General features: G+C 38.7%; 14 protein-coding genes. 5 read left to right on the top strand and 9 right to left on the bottom strand.

The genetic code is table 11. The features are described from left to right. The first annotated feature begins 116 nt into the window (after positions 1-116). On the top strand, positions 117-983 hold the full coding sequence (locus ABLC00_RS14485; RefSeq protein ID WP_002048562.1) for a lytic transglycosylase domain-containing protein: 867 nt from the start codon (positions 117-119) through the stop codon (positions 981-983). A 257-nt stretch (positions 984-1,240) separates the two neighbouring features. Continuing rightward, positions 1,241-2,146 carry a protease HtpX gene (gene htpX, locus ABLC00_RS14490; protein WP_002048489.1) on the top strand — a complete coding sequence of 302 codons (906 nt, stop codon included), beginning with the start codon at positions 1,241-1,243 and terminating at the stop codon, positions 2,144-2,146. 39 nt (positions 2,147-2,185) lie between these two features. Here the strand turns inward: htpX and ABLC00_RS14495 are convergent, their stop codons facing one another. Together ABLC00_RS14495 and ABLC00_RS14500 are read right to left on the bottom strand one after the other, a co-directional pair. Continuing rightward, positions 2,186-2,764, bottom strand: coding sequence for a DUF4112 domain-containing protein (locus ABLC00_RS14495; protein ID WP_004707378.1), 579 nt, complete (start codon positions 2,762-2,764; stop codon positions 2,186-2,188). Positions 2,765-2,836: 72 nt separating this feature from the next. Beyond that, positions 2,837-5,932 carry a multidrug efflux RND transporter permease subunit gene (locus ABLC00_RS14500; protein ID WP_004885581.1) on the bottom strand — a complete coding sequence of 1,032 codons (3,096 nt, stop codon included), beginning with the start codon at positions 5,930-5,932 and terminating at the stop codon, positions 2,837-2,839. Between the two features lie 264 nt (positions 5,933-6,196). On the opposite strand from ABLC00_RS14500, the gene ABLC00_RS14505 reads away from it, so the two are divergent. Next, positions 6,197-7,336 (top strand): glycerophosphodiester phosphodiesterase, encoded by a 1,140-nt coding sequence (locus ABLC00_RS14505; RefSeq protein ID WP_004707374.1) that lies wholly within the window; start codon positions 6,197-6,199, stop codon positions 7,334-7,336. Positions 7,337-7,380: 44 nt separating this feature from the next. Here the strand turns inward: ABLC00_RS14505 and ABLC00_RS14510 are convergent, their stop codons facing one another. Next, positions 7,381-8,343, bottom strand: coding sequence for an MBL fold metallo-hydrolase (locus ABLC00_RS14510; RefSeq protein ID WP_004885578.1), 963 nt, complete (start codon positions 8,341-8,343; stop codon positions 7,381-7,383). Between the two features lie 107 nt (positions 8,344-8,450). Between ABLC00_RS14510 and ABLC00_RS14515 the strand changes: the two genes are divergently transcribed. After that, positions 8,451-8,825 (top strand): diacylglycerol kinase, encoded by a 375-nt coding sequence (locus tag ABLC00_RS14515; protein WP_004699662.1) that lies wholly within the window; start codon positions 8,451-8,453, stop codon positions 8,823-8,825. A 170-nt stretch (positions 8,826-8,995) separates the two neighbouring features. Here ABLC00_RS14515 and groL read toward each other — a convergent pair whose 3' ends face one another. From groL to ABLC00_RS14535, 4 genes are all read right to left on the bottom strand, one after another. Further along, on the bottom strand, positions 8,996-10,630 hold the full coding sequence (gene groL, locus ABLC00_RS14520) for a chaperonin GroEL (protein ID WP_002048605.1): 1,635 nt from the start codon (positions 10,628-10,630) through the stop codon (positions 8,996-8,998). 58 nt (positions 10,631-10,688) lie between these two features. After that, positions 10,689-10,979, bottom strand: a complete 291-nt coding sequence (gene groES, locus ABLC00_RS14525; RefSeq protein WP_000065579.1) for a co-chaperone GroES — start codon at positions 10,977-10,979, stop codon at positions 10,689-10,691. A gap of 185 nt (positions 10,980-11,164) precedes the next feature. Further along, a complete protein-coding gene (locus tag ABLC00_RS14530) occupies positions 11,165-11,923 on the bottom strand; it encodes a metallophosphoesterase family protein (RefSeq protein ID WP_033846106.1) in 759 nt (252 codons plus the stop codon). Further along, entirely contained in the window at positions 11,904-12,842 is a 939-nt protein-coding gene (locus ABLC00_RS14535) for a diacylglycerol kinase family protein (protein WP_004885536.1), read from the bottom strand. Before ABLC00_RS14535 ends, ABLC00_RS14530 begins: the two co-directional genes overlap by 20 nt. A 391-nt stretch (positions 12,843-13,233) precedes the next feature. Here ABLC00_RS14535 and ABLC00_RS14540 point away from each other — a divergent pair, with 391 nt between their 5' ends. Further along, positions 13,234-15,066 carry a phosphoenolpyruvate carboxykinase (GTP) gene (locus ABLC00_RS14540; RefSeq protein ID WP_004707365.1) on the top strand — a complete coding sequence of 611 codons (1,833 nt, stop codon included), beginning with the start codon at positions 13,234-13,236 and terminating at the stop codon, positions 15,064-15,066. A 41-nt stretch (positions 15,067-15,107) separates the two neighbouring features. On the opposite strand, the gene glpD is transcribed toward ABLC00_RS14540, so the two are convergent. Next, entirely contained in the window at positions 15,108-16,625 is a 1,518-nt protein-coding gene (gene glpD / locus ABLC00_RS14545) for a glycerol-3-phosphate dehydrogenase (RefSeq protein ID WP_004885535.1), read from the bottom strand. 153 nt (positions 16,626-16,778) lie between these two features. Continuing rightward, entirely contained in the window at positions 16,779-18,287 is a 1,509-nt protein-coding gene (gene glpK / locus ABLC00_RS14550; protein WP_033854159.1) for a glycerol kinase GlpK, read from the bottom strand. Positions 18,288-18,434 lie beyond the last annotated feature (147 nt).

An 18,434-nucleotide genomic window follows, 5' to 3' on the forward strand; every position in this document is an offset into this window, starting at 1 on the left:
GCTTGATTTTTTAAAAGAGCAAAAATAAAAAAAATTACACAAAACTTCTTTCTGTAATATTTTTTGATAAACTCTTTGACTAGTTACGAATACCTTAAAATTGTGAATAACATAAAATGAAAAATTCGGTTCAATATCTTTTTTCGTGTTTACTGGGGATGACCACTTTTTCGGTAGGTATAACACCGACTTTAGCGGGTCAAATGTACATTTACCAAGACAAAAATGGCAGCACTTTACTTACTAACCGTAAAAGCTATGACCATTCACTCAAGAAAGTAAAGGTGACTTACTACCCCGATAGTAATATTCATAGTTATACAAACTGGGGCGCTTCAGAAGCTTCTGTTCTACCAAGCTATAGCAAAAATAAAAATGCTTTTGACCATATTATTAAACAGGCAGCACAACAGCATGGTGTATCCGAAGGTCTAATTAAGGCAGTCATGCATACCGAATCTGGTTTTAATGTGAATGCTCACTCTCCTGTGGGTGCGCAAGGTTTAATGCAACTCATGCCAGCTACTGCTCGCCGTTTTAACGTATCTAATGCTTATGATCCTCAGCAAAATATCTTTGCTGGTGCTAAATATCTAAGTTGGTTGCTCAAACGATTTAACGGCAATACGCAAATGGCTCTTGCGGCTTATAATGCAGGTGAAGGGAACGTGGATAAATACGGCGGCATTCCGCCATTCCGTGAAACCCAAGATTATGTACGACGAGTCACAAGTCGATATCAAAACTTATATTCTTCTGGTGTAAGCCTTTCATCTTTTAGTAATTCAAATATTTCTACCCAGACTGTAAATCAGCCAGAGTTGACCCAAACCACCACAACTCAACAAGTATCGGCTAAACCTGTTAAATATTCTTCTGCACGCCAAATCGTGACATTGTCTGATGGCACCTATACAGATGCACCAACAGGGACTTATGTCACCAATAATGCAACGGCAATTGCCCATATCAGAATTGAGTAAAATTAAAAACCGCATACTTTGCAGCTCATACTTTAATAAGGCCCATCGTCTAAAAATTGTAATGATCTATTACCCCGACCCTAGTATTTAGACGGGCCTTATAAATAACTTGTTTAATTTGAATACATTCGTATACCGGAAAGAATGTATCGATTCCTTATTTTTTCCTTGAATTTTTCCCCCAAGCGCCGCATATTAGCTGAGTGATTTATAATTTATAAATCAGATAATATTTTATTTATAAGAGGATTTTCTCAATGATGCGGATTGGTTTGTTTTTGCTTACCAACCTCGCGGTACTGGTTGTAGCTGGCATTATTTTGTCACTCTTCGGTGTCGGTAGTTACCATGGCGCGGGTGGCTTAAATCTAGGCAACCTTTTAGTCATCTGTTTTGTGTTTGGTATGGTGGGCTCTTTAGTCTCTCTATTTATGTCCAAATGGATGGCTAAGAAAACTACTGGTACAGAACTGATTGACCCAAATGCTCCTCGTAACCAAGCTGAAAGCTGGTTATTGCAAACAGTCGCTGAACTTTCTCAACGTGCTGGTATTAATATGCCAGAAGTTGGTATCTTCCCTTCATATCAGTCTAATGCTTTCGCAACAGGCTGGAATAAAAATGATGCGTTAGTTGCCGTTTCAAGCGGTCTACTTGAGCGTATGAACAAAGATGAGCTACGTGCCGTGCTTGCGCACGAGATTGGTCACGTTGCAAATGGTGACATGGTTACCTTGGCACTCATCCAAGGTGTTGTAAACGCCTTTGTTATGTTCTTTGCTCGTGTAGTAGGTGATTTTATCGACCGTAATGTTTTTGGTCGTCAAGACAATGAAGCACCTGGTATGGGTTACTTCCTCATTACGATGGTTTTAGATATCGTGTTCGGTATTCTAGCTTCTGCTATTGTAATGTGGTTCTCTCGTTACCGTGAATACCGTGCAGATGAAGCCGGTGCACGTTTAGCTGGTAAACAAGCAATGATTTCTGCTTTATTACGTTTGCAAGCTGAAACAGAGTTACCAGACCAAATGCCAAAAGAAATGAAAGCGTTCGCGATTGCGGAAGGTAAAGAACAAGGTTTCAGCTTAGCTGCTTTGTTCCAAACTCACCCAACGATTGAACAGCGTGTCGCAGCTCTACATCAGTTAGATTGCCCATAACCCAGTAAATAAAAAAGCCTCCAGTTGGAGGCTTTTTTATTAGGCTGAATGATGGGCCAGTCCCCAAAGAAAACTAATCCCCCACCACATTGCTAAACCAATCAGAACAAGCACCAATACCCCTAATAAATCCGGTATATGTAGCCATAGCCAACTCACAACAGGATTACGCCAGAAGGCTGAGTGTTGCTGTTTCTTTTCAAGCTTTTCATGTAAATACGGGTGAATAACATGTATATCACTTTGAATCGCATATTCTTCACGTATATGGGTATGAACCACATCTAATGCTTTTCTACTAGGACGTATAAAAATATCGAAAATGGTTCCTGCAACTGGTACACACCCCACCACAGCATCGACTACAGCCAATTTTATGACGGGAGTAAGCTTGTGCTGTGGCACACCAATTTGCTTGGCTTTATATATGGCGTAGCAAGTCAGGACAAAACCCGCAACATCACCAGCAATTGGAATAGTACTTAAAGCAGCATCGGCACCAATACCCTGCTTTGTAAAAGGAATACGGACGGCGCTATCCATCATGGTTGCAAACTTGGCAAGGTCCCGTTCTAGTGCGATGACCTGCTGCTGTGTTAGTTTTTTTTCTTGAGGCATCTAAATCAAATATATGAAGAGAAGTTAAACTTAATATACTTGATTTAACGCCGGTTTTTAAATTGTTTGCTTTTAACTTGAAGCTTTCGATTTAAACAATGAACGCAATAACACATACATAACTGGAATAAAGAATAGAACCAGTACAGTACCAAACATTACGCCACCTAAAATACTAATACCAATTTCTTGGCGGCTCACCGCACCAGCGCCTTGTGCAAATACAAGTGGAATCACACCTGCACCAAAGGCTAAAGAAGTCATTAAAATCGGTCTTAAACGCAAGCTCGCGCCTTCTAAAGCGGCCTGAATAGCATTCTTTCCTTTCTCTTGGGCTAATGCAGCAAACTCAACAATTAAAATTGCGTTTTTACATGACAATCCAATCGTGGTTAGAAGTGCAATTTGGAAATACACGTCATTTGGTAAACCAAAGATATAAGAGAAAATGACACTTCCTCCTACACCTAGCGGAATAGAAGTCATCACGGCAGCAGGAATACTTAAGCTCTCATACAAAGCAGCTAAACATAAGAAAATAAAACCTGCCGAAATCAGATATAACCATACCGCCTGATTGGTCGACTTCTGTTCTTCAAAAGACAGACCAGTCCAAGCCAAACCAATATCTTTTTGCTGGTTGACGAGTTGTTCAACATCTTTCATAGCCTGACCAGAACTGCTACCACCGGCAACATCAGCCTGTAACTGTAAAGCACTATATCCCATATAGCGTTTTACAATTTCTGGTGCCCCACCCCAGCTAAAGTTAGCAAACGAACTAAAAGGCACCATTTCATTTTGATTATTACGCACAGACCAATTATATAAATCTTCAGGTTTAGATCTGAACTCGGCATCGCCTTGAATCATGACACGTTTAATACGTCCACGATCAATAAAGTCGTTTACGTAAGTTCCGCCCCATGCACTCGACAAAGTGTTATTAATTGCAGAGAGTTCCAAACCATTTGCCAAAGCCTGTTTCTGGTCAATTTTGATATTCAGATTTGCTTTACTATTGGTAGACTGCTTATCAAAGTTTTCAAACGTTGAATAGTTTTTACTTTGAGCCTGTAACTGACGGAACATACCATCTAAGAAGTTTTGCCCTTGTCCATTTAAATCTTGAATCCAGAAATCCAAGCCATCAGTCTGCCCCAAACCATTTACCGAAGGAGGTAAGGTCACGTTAATTTGAGCATTACTAAAATTTCTGAAATATTTCATTGCACGCTTTTGTATAGCGTCAGCCGAGTCCTCTTTCGCCGTACGTACATCCCAAGGTTTTAAAGCAATAAAGCCTTGCGCTAAATTTTGTCCTGTCCCGGCATTATTTCGACCGTAACGAATTAAAACCAGATCAACATTGTTATCTTCTTTAGTGAGAAAGTATTGGCGCACTTGTTCACCAATTTTCTGACTTTCAGAAATTGGAGCACTGTCTACCAGCTTAATTTGCACACTTAAAATACCTTGGTCTTCTTTAGGAATAAAGCCGCTTTTTAAACCACTGTAGAAGAGCATAAAAACTGCAATCAGTGCCACAAAAATCACAATAACCGATTTACTGTAATGAATACTCGTCTGAACAAGCTTGATATATTTATTTTTAAGTTGATCAATTTTTTGGTTAAACCACACTGCCCAGCGCATAGGTTCAGGATTAGGTTTTAAAATTAATGCGCACAATGCAGGCGTTAAAATGAGTGCAACCGTAAGCGATAATGCCATAGCGGCAACTAAAGTAATGGAAAACTGACGGTAAATCACGCCAATTGAACCACCTAAAAAAGACATTGGAATAAAAACAGCAGTTAAAACCAATGTAATGCCGACTAATGCACCGCTAATTTCCCCCATTGACTCAATTGCAGCTTCTTTTGGAGTTAAGTGCTGTTCATGCATGAGCCGCTCAACGTTTTCAACTACCACAATCGCATCATCAACCAACAAGCCGATAGCAAGTACCAGTGCAAATAACGTTAAAGTATTAATACTAAAACCAAGCACATATAAGACTGCAAAAGTTCCCAAAATCACAACCGGAACGGTAATACTCGGAATGAGTGTTGCACGCCAGCTTTGCAAAAACAGGAACATCACCAAAATTACCAAAATAATGGCTTCTACAAGCGTCTTTACAACTTCCTTAATCGACTCTTGAACAAACGGCGTATTATCTCGTGGATAAACGATTTTATAGCCTGCTGGTAATTTAGCGGCGAGCTGATCTAAGGTTTGATGGATGAGCTTAGAAGTTTGAATAGCATTTGCGCCCGAGGACAGAGATATACTTACACCCGCAGCAGGATAACCATTAATCGTGTTGAAAGACTGATAGTTTTCTGCACCGAGCTCAACTCTTGCAATATCTTTTAAATAAACATAACTCGCCGTTTTATCTGACTTTACGACAATATTTTTAAAATCATCAACAGTCTTTAGTCGAGAACCTGCCGTCACTTTTGTATTTAGATATTGACCATCAATGACTGGTAAATCACCGATTGCACCTGCAGCAACTTGGGTATTTTGAGCAGTGATTGCATTAGCCACATCACTGGGCATTAAATTATATTGCTTTAACTTGTCTGGATTTAACCAGATACGCATCGCATATTGCGAACCGAACACATCCGTTTCACCCACCCCTTCAATACGGTTTAAGTTATCAACGACATGTGTAGTTAAATAGTCCGACAGCTCAATATTTCCGGTTTTACCAGTCGAGTCGTATAAACCAATTACCATAAAGGTATCGCCTAGTGACTTACTGACTGTCACCCCTTGACGTTGTACTTCATCGGGTAAACGGCGTATGACACCACTAATACTATTTTGGACTTGGACCTGAGCAGTATCGGGGTTGGTTCCGTTATCGAAACTAATGGTAATTCGGCTACGTCCTGATGAATCACTTGATGAGCTAAAATAGAGTAAGTGATCAATCCCTTGTATTTGTTGTTCTAAAATTTGGGTAACACTTTGCTCGACCGTTTGTGCATCTGCCCCGCTATAACTTGCCGACACTGTAATTTTCGGAGGTGCAATATCGGGATACCGTTCTACGGGCAAGTGCATCACCGAAAAAATACCAAAAGCCATGACAATGATCGCCAGTACATTGGCAAAAATGGGGCGCTGAATAAAAAATTTAGATAGCATGGCTGCTCGGTATGATGTCGTTAATTAACAGGAGTAAATGCCGCTTTGAGACCTTGTGATCATCAACGAGCGGTGTAAAAAAGACAAGTGGAATTAAAACAATAAATGTAATTAAGACAAAAACAAAGCGTGATTCACTATTTCCAACAAAGCAATAAAGAACCAGTTAAATAGTGTCACTTAAAATTCATGAATTCTTCATGATCACGTCAAACTAAATCCTAATACTTGAGTCGTTTCAACTAAAACAATATGAGTAGAATTATGTTTAGAAAAGCACTTTTATGCTTAAGTTTAATTGGCTTGGTCGGTTGCAATGACGATGATAAAACCGAAACAACTCCAACTACACCAGAATATCAACTTCCTAAAATTTTAGTGATTGGACACCGCGGCGCTAGCGCTTTACGTCCTGAACATACTTTGGCTTCATATCAAAAAGCGATTGATGATGGTGCTGACTTTATTGAACCTGATCTGGTTTCAACAAAAGACGGTGTATTGGTTACTCGTCATGAAAACGAAATTGGTGGTACTACCAATATCAGTACTCTTGCCCAATTTGCAGACCGTAAAACCACAAAAAATATTGATGGTGTCAATTTAACGGGTTGGTTTACGGAAGACCTCACTTTAAATGAATTACAACAAGTTAAAGCACGTGAACGTATTCCTGAGTTCCGACCAGCAAATACGGCTTATAACGATCTGTATTCAATTCCAACACTTGAACAAGTCATTGAACTTGCCGAAGCAAATTATAAAAAAACCGGAAAGATTATTGGCTTATATATTGAAACCAAACATCCAACTTATTTTAAAAACAAGAATTTGGCCATGGAAGACACACTTCTTAAAACTCTTGCCAAATATCAATATACACGTGATATTGCCCCTATCTATTTGCAATCGTTCGAAGTCAGCAATTTAAAGTATTTAAAAGATCAACTTGATCTACATAAAACACTTAAACATGCACAAATCATTCAGTTATATGATGCAAAAACCTCTCGACCAGCAGACTTTGTTGAATCTGGTGTTTCTAAAACATATGGTGATTTAGCTACAGCGCAAAGCTTAAAAGATGTTGCTAAATATGCAAATGGTGTAGGCCCAAGCAAAAACTATATTCTCAATTTCAATAATGATGGTTCAGTACAAACTACTTCATTTATTAGCGATGCACATGCCGCTGGCTTAAAAGTACACCCATATACTTTCCGTCCAGAAAATAACTTTTTACCTCAGCCTTTAAAATGTAGCGACAAACCTGCCGAGCGTTGCCCGACAGGTGCTCTAAAAGAGTTTGAAGCATATTTCAAAGCAGGTGTAGATGGTATCTTTACAGATGACCCAGCACTCGGCCGTGAAGCAGTCAATAATTTTGAGAAAGCAACTAAATAGTTAAAGACTTAATAAAAAAACAGGGCATTCAATGCCCTGTTTTTTTACTTATCAACACTGTTATTAAAATATAGAGGAATCCATTGGTATTGCTCTGCATTTACTTTATACACATGGCCAATTCCTGGGAATGGCAAATGTGGAGCAGCTACCCATTGCTGTTTATTTGAGATTTCAGCAAACATTTTCAAACGAGTGTTAATTGCCTGCTCAGAATTTACATCAAAATCTACGCCGGTTTTTGGAGCATCAAACTGTAAAGAATGTGAGTGGACAATGTCTCCCACAAAGACAATTTGTTGATTTTTACTCTTTAAACGGAAACTGTGGTGACCCGGTGTATGCCCTTGTGTATTGATTACTTCAAAACCTTGAATGACATCGCCATCTTTAAAGGTCTTGAAAGCTTTTTTCGCTTGATACGGTGCAAGCGCAGCTTTTATATTTTTAACCGTGCCTAAATAGTTTTCTTTTTTATCTGCGGGTACAGTTTTTTCAGAAGCTGGATTTAACCAATAGTCAGCTTCACGTTCATGTGCATAAATAGTTGCATTAGGAAATACAGCTTTTCCATTTTGAGCAATACCACAAACATGGTCTGGATGTAGATGGGTTAACAAAACCGTTTTCACGTTAGCAAGTTGATAGCCTGCCAATTCAAGATTTTTAGCAATTGAACCCAACTGTGGGCCAAAACAACTTGAAGCACCACTATCAACAAGAGTTAAACTTTTACCGTCATCTACCAAGAATGCATTTACCGAAGTTTGAACCCCTTTCTCATTAACAGCGGCGTATTTTGTTAAAATTTTAGTCTTCTCAGCCTGACTCAAATTTTTAAATAACTTAGGGTCTAAATAGATGGTACCGTCAAGTAATGAGGTAATGCGGTAATTACCAAATTGATGCTTATAATATCCCGGTACTTGTTGAGCTGAGGCAGGCTCTGCATAGCTTACATGTAACCCACCCATGACAAGTCCTAATGCTACAAATAATTTTTTCATCTCTTCTTCTCTATCAAGTTATAAAGTCAAAATCTTTAAAAAAGATTTAATATTTTTTTTAAGGGCCGCGATATATAATGCATGAAAAGTGTTAAAAATATAAGTGAATGAATAGTTATTCTCCCTACAAAGGCAAAAGTGGACTAAAGCGCATCTTGAATGCGACAGGTTATTCAATTTCAGGATTTAAGGCAGCTTATAAAAATGAAGCCGCTTTCCGACAAATTGTTTTAATTAATGTTGTGCTTATCCCTACTAGCTTTTTTCTAGATGTAACTCGCGGTGAACATGCACTTATGGTGGTTGTGTGTTTATTTGCAATTATTGTAGAACTATTCAATTCTGCGATTGAAGCGGTAGTTGACCGTGTATCACTTGAAAAACACCAACTCTCTAAAAATGCTAAAGATATGGGAAGTGCTGCTCAATTTGTCGCGCTTTCAATTATTGCAGTGACATGGCTTATCATTTTATTAGGTTAAAAAAAACCATGCTTATAAGAGGATAAGCATGGTGTAACAAAAAAGAGGAACTACAGCTACTGTTCCTGACTATAAGTTTAAGAATATCAACTTAACTTTTTCTTAATTTATATAAGAAATAAAAAAATCCCTGCATTTGCAGGGATTTTTTATTTAGACGTTGATGTTTATTACATCATGCCGCCCATTCCACCCATACCGCCCATGTCTGGAGCAGCTGGTTTGTCTTCAGGAATGTCAGTGATCATACATTCTGTAGTCAACATTAAGCCAGCAACAGAAGCAGCGTGCTCAAGTGCAGAACGAGTTACTTTAGCTGGGTCAAGGATACCCATTTCTAACATATCGCCATATTCACCAGTTGCAGCGTTATAACCGAAGTTACCTTCACCTTTCTTAACTGCATTGATTACTACAGATGGCTCATCACCAGCGTTCGCAACGATTTGACGAAGTGGAGCTTCGATCGCACGACGTAAAATGTTGATACCTGCAGTTTGATCTTCGTTAGCACCTTTTAAGCCTTCAAGCGCATTTACGGCACGTACAAGCGCAACACCACCACCTGCAACAACACCTTCTTCAACTGCTGCACGAGTTGCGTGAAGAGCGTCGTCAACGCGGTCTTTCTTCTCTTTCATTTCAACTTCAGTTGCTGCACCGATTTTAATTACAGCAACACCGCCTGCCAATTTAGCAACGCGTTCTTGTAATTTTTCACGGTCATACTCTGAAGTAGATTCTTCGATTTGAGCACGGATTTGTTGAACACGCTCAGCGATAGCAGCAGCATCACCAGCACCATCAACAATAACTGTATTTTCTTTAGAAACAGTGATTTTGTGCGCTGTACCTAAATCTTGAAGAGTCGCTTGTTCTAAAGACATACCAACTTCTTCAGAAATAACAGTTGCGCCAGTCAAGATCGCGATGTCTTGAAGCATTGCTTTACGGCGGTCACCGAAACCAGGAGCTTTAACAGCACATACTTTGATAATACCGCGCATGTTGTTTACAACAAGAGTTGCAAGCGCTTCACCTTCAACATCTTCAGCAATGATAAGAAGTGGTTTACCAGTTTTAGCAACTGCTTCTAAAACAGAAATCAATTCACGAATGTTGCTGATTTTTTTATCAACAAGAAGGATGAACGGATTTTCAAGTTCAGCAGTCAAAGTATCTTGCTTGTTAGCAAAGTATGGAGAGATATAACCACGGTCAAACTGCATACCTTCTACAACGTCTAATGCGTCTTCAAAGCCAGAGCCTTCTTCTACAGTGATTACGCCTTCTTTACCTACTTTTTCCATCGCTTGAGCGATAAGTTTACCAACAGTAGTATCAGAGTTAGCAGAGATAGAACCAACTTGTTCAATTGCTTTGAAATCATCAGCTGGCTTAGCAATAGAACGGATATTTTCAACTACAGTTTTTACTGCAATGTCGATACCACGTTTTAAATCCATTGGGTTCATACCAGCAGTTACTGATTTGATACCTTCGTTTAAAATTGCTTGAGCAAGTACAGTTGCAGTTGTCGTACCGTCGCCTGCGATGTCGTTAGTTTTGCTTGAAACTTCACGTACAAGTTGAGCACCCATGTTTTCAAACTTGTCTTTTAATGAAATTTCTTTGGCAACAGTTACACCGTCTTTAGTGATGTGCGGCGCACCGAAAGAACGGTCGATTACAACGTTACGGCCTTTAGGACCTAAAGTCACTTTAACCGCATCTGCAAGTACGTTTACCCCTGCAATCATTTTTGAGCGAGCTGAATCACCAAATTTTACGTCTTTAGCTGACATATTAAACTCCGAATCTTTTTAAATACTGAATCTGATAATGAATTGAGTTATGGATCGATTAGCCTTCTAATACAGCTAAGATGTCTGACTCTTTCATGATTAAGAGTTCTTCACCGTTTACTTTAACTGTTGTACCTGCATAAGTACCAAATAACACCTTGTCACCAACTTTAACATCCAAAGCACGTACGCCGTTATCAGTGATTTGACCATTACCTACTGCAATTACTTCACCTTGAGATGGCTTTTCAGCAGCAGAACCTGGCAATAAAATACCGCCAGCAGTTTTGGTTTCTTCTTCTACGCGACGAATCACAACGCGATCATGTAATGGACGAATGTTGCTCATAATTAACTCCATCAGACTTAGTCTTTTTGATTAATCGTTATTGCTTTAATCCAGAGCAATAACAAAATATTTAGATGTCACTTTTGTGGGGATGAAAAAAATGGCTTCAAGGGGAAATAAGAAAAATTTTTCTGTTTTTTGAATATTTTTTAAACAATCAAATATTTAATCTCATCTAAACCAAATCAATCTGTAGTGAATTCAGCCTGCTGTTCATTAAACCAATAATGCTGAATCTTTCCTGTATTTGAAACCGTATTAAAGCTATTTGGATTATGATGATATAAACGAGTAGAAGTTGCTGTACCCGCATGAATATCATAAATAGGATGATCTATTTCCAGATGGTAAATTTGAGTTAAATCATATATAGCCGTTTTATGAAGATGACCATGCAGCATTCCGAATAATCCAGTTGTACTCCACTTCTCTAAGGCGATTTTTCCTAAAACCGGACAATCCTTTATTCCATGCTTATTATCTGGTGGTGTATAAAAAGGTTGATGGAAAACCACTAGCTTTAATTTATCTTTAGGCCCTTTTTGTAAACGCTCATAAGTATCTTGAATTTGTTCAATCGAAATATGACCACGCGTATGGTAACGACGGCGTATGCTATTTACACCAACAATATAAAAATGTTCAGTTTCTAAAGTTGGCTCCAGTTCACCAAAAAAATATCGATAACGAGTAAATGGAGAAAAAAAACGATTCCAGACATGATACAAAGGAATGTCGTGGTTGCCTGGCACCACTAAATAAGGAATATTGAGACTATCTAAATATTGCCGACATTTAAAAAATTGTTCGTATTTGGCACGTTGAGTAATATCTCCACTTATAACAATTACTTCAGGCTGTTGCTGAATACAGAAGTGCCTAATTGCCTCTAAACACTCTTGTTTTTCCGTTCCAAAGTGTAAATCAGACAGATGTAATAACATTCGGCACCATTATATTTAAAGCATTTTTTTCTACAGTGAAATTTAAAGGTGGTTTCATCTCTATGATTTCACCATCTAAAGCAACTGTAAGTTTCGATTTTTTTGCACATTCGACTACAACATGATCTGCACAAAAACTATATACATCTTGGGCATCTTCAACTTTACCTTGAATCCACTGCCAAAGCATATTCAGTAAACTCAGCTTATCACTTTTTGTAATTACAACTCCAGCAACTCGTCCCTGTGCTGCACATTCTGCAATTCTAAGTTTCATATCACATAGTTGTAATTGATTATTCCCAAAGAAAATAAGAGGTGCTTTAACGGGATATTTTTTACCATCTACTGTTATAGATAGCTTCATTGACTTATTTTCTCTTAACAAAACATCTAAAGCGGATGTATAGGCATGTAAAGGAAGCCTTCCTAAATATTTATTGTAGAGTTCGCGCTTTTTGATAAAGAGTGGATATAGACCTAAACTAGCATTATTTAAATAAATATGATCATTGATTGCTGCTATATGTACTGACCGAGGAATGCCTGTAGCAATCACTTCTGCTGCTTCTAAAAGATCTAGCGGAATATCTAAAACTTTAGCGACATAGTTAAAAGTACCTAAAGGCAAGATTCCCATTGGAATAGAAGTATTCTTAAGTTTAGATGCAACAGCATTTAATGTGCCATCCCCACCAGCTGCAACAACCACCCCTATATTTTCGTTTTGTGAATGCCGATGAATAACATTATTCATCAGATCATCGAACAATGTATTTTCATTTAATTCAAATACTTGTATTTCAAAACCATGTTCAGTAAATACAGTCATCAGTTGCTCATAAACATCTTCATGTTTTGAAGCGTGAAATCCTGATTTTTCGTTATAGATGATCGAAAGAGGTTTCAAGGGCCGCATTTTATTATCGTAAAGTAAGATGTTTATTCTATTTTGTATATAAAATCACCTATTAAAAGTCTCTTTATGTAAATTTTGAATGATCTTCATTTGTTTAATCAATAATAATTCTCAAAAAAAATTTAAGAGTTAATTTATTGATTTTAAATAAAATAACTTAAGTAAATAACACACATACAACATAAAAATATAAAAGTAAAAACTATATAAAACATCATAAGCAAATGATTTTCATATAAAAACAATCGGAATTCCAAATATCTAATTGTTAGTCTTTAGTCTTATTTTTTTTATGATTTTATGCTTTAATACAGCCACTTTTTTATTTGATCTTTCATTGTACCCCAATGAATAGACTTGTACGTTGTACATATTTTGAATAGGCCTCACCATGACCACAGTGAACGCACCAGAATTCGTTCGTCATCCTAAGCTTATAGCATGGGTTGAAGAAATTGCAAACTTAACCAAACCAGCAAAAATCGAATGGTGTGACGGAAGCGAAGAAGAGTATCAACGTCTAATCGACTTGATGATCGCTAACGGCACCATGCAGAAATTAAACCAAGAAAAACATCCTGGTTCTTATCTTGCAAATTCTGACCCATCTGACGTTGCGCGTGTTGAAGATCGTACTTACATCTGCTCTCAAAATAAAGAAGATGCTGGTGCGACAAACAACTGGGAAGATCCAGCTGTTATGCGTGAAAAATTAAATGGTTTATTTGAAGGTTCAATGAAAGGCCGTACGATGTACGTTGTTCCTTTCTCTATGGGTCCTTTAGGTAGCCATATTGCTCATATCGGTATCGAGTTAACTGATTCTCCTTATGTTGCTGTTAGCATGCGCAAAATGGCACGTATGGGTAAAGCTGTTTATGATGTATTAGGTACAGACGGCGAATTTGTTCCTTGTGTACACACAGTAGGTGCTCCACTTGCTGAAGGTCAAAAAGACGTTGCATGGCCTTGTAACCCAGAGAAATATATCGTTCATTACCCAGAAACTCGTGAAATCTGGTCTTTCGGTTCTGGTTACGGCGGTAACGCATTACTTGGTAAAAAATGTTTAGCTCTTCGTATCGCTTCTGTCATGGGACGCGAACAAGGTTGGTTAGCTGAACACATGCTTATTCTTGGTGTGACTAACCCTCAAGGTGAAAAACACTACATCGCTGCTGCATTCCCATCTGCTTGTGGTAAGACAAACTTTGCAATGTTAATTCCACCAGCAGGTTATGAAGGTTGGAAAATCGAAACTGTAGGTGACGATATTGCTTGGATCAAACCAGGTGAAGATGGCCGCTTATATGCAATCAACCCAGAAGCTGGTTTCTTCGGTGTAGCACCTGGTACAAATACCAAAACTAACCCGAACTGTATGGCAACACTTCATAAAGATGTTATCTATACAAACGTAGCAGTAACTGAAGATGGTCAAGTATGGTGGGAAGGTCTTTCTAAAGAAGTTCCATCAAACTTAACGAACTGGAAAGGTCAACCTCACGTAAACGGCGAAAAAGCAGCACATCCAAATGCTCGTTTCACTGTTGCAGCTGGTCAATGTCCATCTATCGATGCTGACTGGGAAAACCCAGCAGGTGTTCCAATTTCTGCATTTATCTTCGGTGGTCGTCGTGCAGATACAGTTCCTTTAGTTTCTGAAGCTTTTGACTGGGTTGACGGTGTATATAAAGCGGCAACTATGGGTTCTGAAACTACTGCTGCTGCTGTTGGTCAACAAGGTATCGTTCGTCGTGACCCATTCGCAATGCTTCCATTTGCTGGCTACAACATGGCTGACTACTTTGACCACTGGTTAAGCCTTGGTGCAAAAGTAAGCGAGAAAGCTGAAGCTTCTGGCAACAAATTACCGAAAATCTTCAACGTAAACTGGTTCCGTCGTGATGCTGAAGGCAACTTCGTATGGCCTGGTTTCGGTCAAAACATGCGTGTTCTTGAGTGGATCATTGACCGCTGTGAAGGCCGTGCAAACGCTGTTGAAACACCAATCGGTTTTGTTCCAACATATGAAGACTTGAACTGGAAAGGTACTGAGTTCAGTAAAGAACAATTTGACCTTATCACTACTCAAGATAAAGACCAGTGGGTTACTGAAATTGAAAGCCACACTGAGTTATTCAATAAACTTGGCGAGCGCTTACCAAAAGCATTAAAAGAACGTCAAGCAGCATTACTTGAAGCTGTAAAAACTGGCTTCTAATTGCTAAATATAAAAAAGGCCGCTTCATGCGGCCTTTTTTATTATGCGGCATCATCTTTTAGTCGACGTTTAGACAAGTAAGCTTCTAACACTTTCACCTGTTTCTCATTAAACGCCAAACCTAATTTAGATCTTCGCCAGAGTATGTCTTCTGCAGTATTTGCCCACTCATATTCACATAAATATTTAACTTCACATTCAAATAAATCATGACCAAAATTTTGCCCCAATTGTTCTATACTATTTTGTTCATGAAGCATGTTCCAAACTCTTGTGCCATATGCATGTGCCCAACGTTTGGCAAGGGATTCTGAAACTCCATTTACACTTAATTGAATCTGGTTGATTAAATCAACTAATGTAGTCCAGTTCTCAGCACCCGGTAATGGTTCATTGGCAGTCCACTCCTCTGCCATTTCACTAAAGAACGGAGACAGATGTTCTAAAGCGGCCTCAGCCAGTTTCCGATAAGTCGTAATCTTTCCACCAAATACCGATAACAATGGTGCCGTTTTATCTTCCGTCTGTAGTGCCAAAGTATAGTCGCGGGTAATTGCCGAAGGGTTATCAGACTCATCATCACATAAAGCACGTACACCTGAGTACTGACTTACAATATCTGCTCGCGTTAACTGCTTTTTAAAATGTGAATTTGTCACTGTCAAAAGGTAATCTATTTCTACATCAGTAATCTCTACCTTTTGTGGATCACCTGTGTATTCCTGATCTGTTGTACCAATGAGGGTATATTTTTCTAAATAAGGAATTGCAAAAACGATCCGTCGGTCTTCGTTTTGCATAATAAAAGCCTTATGACAGTTATATAGCTTTGGCACAACAATATGGCTTCCTTGGATCAATCGGACTTGATAAGGAGATCTTAAATTTAGATTTTCACTAATAATTTCTTCAACCCAAGGACCAGCTGCATTTACTAAAGCTCTTGCACGTATCTGATAAACCTCAGCTCCACTTTGTAGTTCCAAGTGCCAAAGTTCTTGTTCTTTATACGCCTTCACACATCGTGTTCGTGTCACGACTTTGGCACCCTGCTCTTTAGCTTGTAGCGCATTTAACACCACAAGACGTGCGTCATCTACAGTACAGTCAGAATATTCAAAGCCACGTGTTATCGCTGGTTTTAAGGGACTATCTTCTTTGAAATAGATCAGATTTGAACCTAATAATTTTTCTCGTTTTCCCAAATGATCATAAAAAAATAGACCTGCTCGAATTAACCATGCAGGACGCAAATGCGGTCGATGAGGCATAATAAAACGCATTGGTGCAATAATATGTGGCGCTTTAGCCAACAACACTTCTCGCTCTGCTAATGCTTCTCTGACTAACCTGAATTCTTTATGTTCTAAATAGCGTAGACCACCATGAATTAATTTACTGCTAGCAGATGAGGTGTGACTGGCTAAATCATCTTTTTCACACAAAAATACCGATAGTCCACGGCCTGCTGCATCGTTGGCAATACCCACTCCATTAATACCGCCACCAATTACAGCAATATCATATACTTTTGAATAATCATTAGTTTGTACTGTCATTTCTCATATTCTTTTTATTGTTGATCTTATAAAAATTAAAACATCAAATTGATGAAACAACAATCAAAAAAGTAGAATAATCAATTTTGAATAAATAAACATTGAGCCGCTAATTGATTACTCTACTTTTAATTTAAGTCATTAAAGAACAAATCAATCCTCAGCCCAACTTTGACTGCGTTTCACTGCTTTCAACCAACCCTTATAAATAAACTCAGATTGTTCAGCAGACATTTTGGGTTCAAAAACTTTTTCTATGTCAGATTTATTTCTTAACTCGTGAAGATCTTGCCAGAAACCCGTTGCTAAACCTGCAAGGAAAGCAGCGCCCAAAGCAGTGGTTTCTTTCATTATTGGACGTTCTACAGGGGTTGCTAAAATATCAGACTGAAATTGCATCAAGAAGTTATTTTCCGTTACTCCACCATCAACACGGAGCGTACGAAGTTCTTCTTCTGCATCTTGCTGCATAGCATCTAAAACATCTCGAGTTTGAAAAGCAATGGACTCTAAAGTTGCACGAATAATATGTTCAATACTAGCCCCACGCGTCAGACCAAAAATTGCCCCACGTGCTGTCGGGTCCCAATACGGTGCCCCTAATCCGGTAAAAGCTGGAACAACGTATACGCCATTACTGTCTTTTACTCGTGTTGCATAATGCTCAGAATCTTTAGCGTTCTTAATAACCTTCAATTCATCGCGTAACCACTGTACACAAGAGCCACCATTAAACACGGCACCTTCTAAAGCATAATTCACTTCACCGCTTGCACCGCATGCAATAGTGGTCAGTAATCCATGCTCTGAACGAACAATCTTTTTACCTGTGTTCATGAGTAGAAAGCAGCCTGTACCATAGGTATTTTTAGCCTGCCCTGACTCAACACACATTTGACCAAAAAGTGCAGCCTGTTGATCACCCGCGATTCCCGCAATAGGAATACCTACTTCTTGGCCACTAATGGTATGTGTGTAGCCATAGACCTCCGATGAACTACGTACCGCAGGTAGCATTGCTCTAGGAATATCTAAAGCTTGTAAAAGTTTTTCATCCCATTCAAGCTTTTCGATATCAAACAGCATAGTCCGTGAAGCATTGGTAAAATCAGTGACATGGACGGCCCCATTAGTTAGTTTCCAAATGAGCCAGGTGTCCACCGTACCAAATAATAACTCTCCTCGCTCAGCACGCTCACGGCTGCCTTCCACATGATCTAAAATCCATTTAATTTTTGTGGCCGAAAAATATGGATCAATCACTAAACCTGTGGTCTTACGGATATATTCTTGCCAACCAGCTTTATGCAATTGATTACATATTTCAGTCGTCTGTCGACTTTGCCAAACAATGGCATTATAAATAGGCTTACCTGTTTTCTTATCCCAGACAATGGTGGTTTCTCGCTGGTTTGTAATCCCAATTGCCGCAACTTGCTCACTCTTGATGCCTGCTTGAGCCAAAGCCTCTACCCACACAGCGCTTTGAGTTGCCCAAATTTCCATTGGATCATGTTCAACCCAGCCCGGCTGAGGGTAAATCTGGGTAAACTCTCTTTGAGCAATACTGACAACATTTGCATCATGATCTAAAACAATTGCTCTTGAGCTTGTTGTGCCCTGATCAAAAGCAACAATATATTTCTTTGGGCAATTTGACATCTGAATGTCCCTTTCATTATCCACACACATCTAGTCCACAATGCAAAGACATTATGCCTAACTGTATTTATTTAAAATTTTCTTTGGAATATATCATTATTTTTAAGGGATATAGGTTTTCTTCGCCCAAACATTACTCATTCTTTA

The organism is Acinetobacter nosocomialis (assembly GCF_041021905.1).
GTDB lineage: Bacteria > Pseudomonadota > Gammaproteobacteria > Pseudomonadales > Moraxellaceae > Acinetobacter > Acinetobacter nosocomialis.

Excerpts from the sequence above, each read along its gene's own strand:
- ABLC00_RS14485 (WP_002048562.1), top strand. The coding sequence starts at position 117 with ATGAAAAATTCGGTTCAATATCTTTTTTCGTGTTTACTGGGGATGACC.
- htpX (WP_002048489.1), top strand. The coding sequence starts at position 1,241 with ATGATGCGGATTGGTTTGTTTTTGCTTACCAACCTCGCGGTACTGGTT.
- ABLC00_RS14495 (WP_004707378.1), bottom strand. The coding sequence starts at position 2,764 with ATGCCTCAAGAAAAAAAACTAACACAGCAGCAGGTCATCGCACTAGAA.
- ABLC00_RS14500 (WP_004885581.1), bottom strand. The coding sequence starts at position 5,932 with ATGCTATCTAAATTTTTTATTCAGCGCCCCATTTTTGCCAATGTACTG.
- ABLC00_RS14505 (WP_004707374.1), top strand. The coding sequence starts at position 6,197 with ATGTTTAGAAAAGCACTTTTATGCTTAAGTTTAATTGGCTTGGTCGGT.
- ABLC00_RS14510 (WP_004885578.1), bottom strand. The coding sequence starts at position 8,343 with ATGAAAAAATTATTTGTAGCATTAGGACTTGTCATGGGTGGGTTACAT.
- ABLC00_RS14515 (WP_004699662.1), top strand. The coding sequence starts at position 8,451 with ATGAATAGTTATTCTCCCTACAAAGGCAAAAGTGGACTAAAGCGCATC.
- groL (WP_002048605.1), bottom strand. The coding sequence starts at position 10,630 with ATGTCAGCTAAAGACGTAAAATTTGGTGATTCAGCTCGCTCAAAAATG.
- groES (WP_000065579.1), bottom strand. The coding sequence starts at position 10,979 with ATGAGCAACATTCGTCCATTACATGATCGCGTTGTGATTCGTCGCGTA.
- ABLC00_RS14530 (WP_033846106.1), bottom strand. The coding sequence starts at position 11,923 with ATGTTATTACATCTGTCTGATTTACACTTTGGAACGGAAAAACAAGAG.
- ABLC00_RS14535 (WP_004885536.1), bottom strand. The coding sequence starts at position 12,842 with ATGCGGCCCTTGAAACCTCTTTCGATCATCTATAACGAAAAATCAGGA.
- ABLC00_RS14540 (WP_004707365.1), top strand. The coding sequence starts at position 13,234 with ATGACCACAGTGAACGCACCAGAATTCGTTCGTCATCCTAAGCTTATA.
- glpD (WP_004885535.1), bottom strand. The coding sequence starts at position 16,625 with ATGACAGTACAAACTAATGATTATTCAAAAGTATATGATATTGCTGTA.
- glpK (WP_033854159.1), bottom strand. The coding sequence starts at position 18,287 with ATGTCAAATTGCCCAAAGAAATATATTGTTGCTTTTGATCAGGGCACA.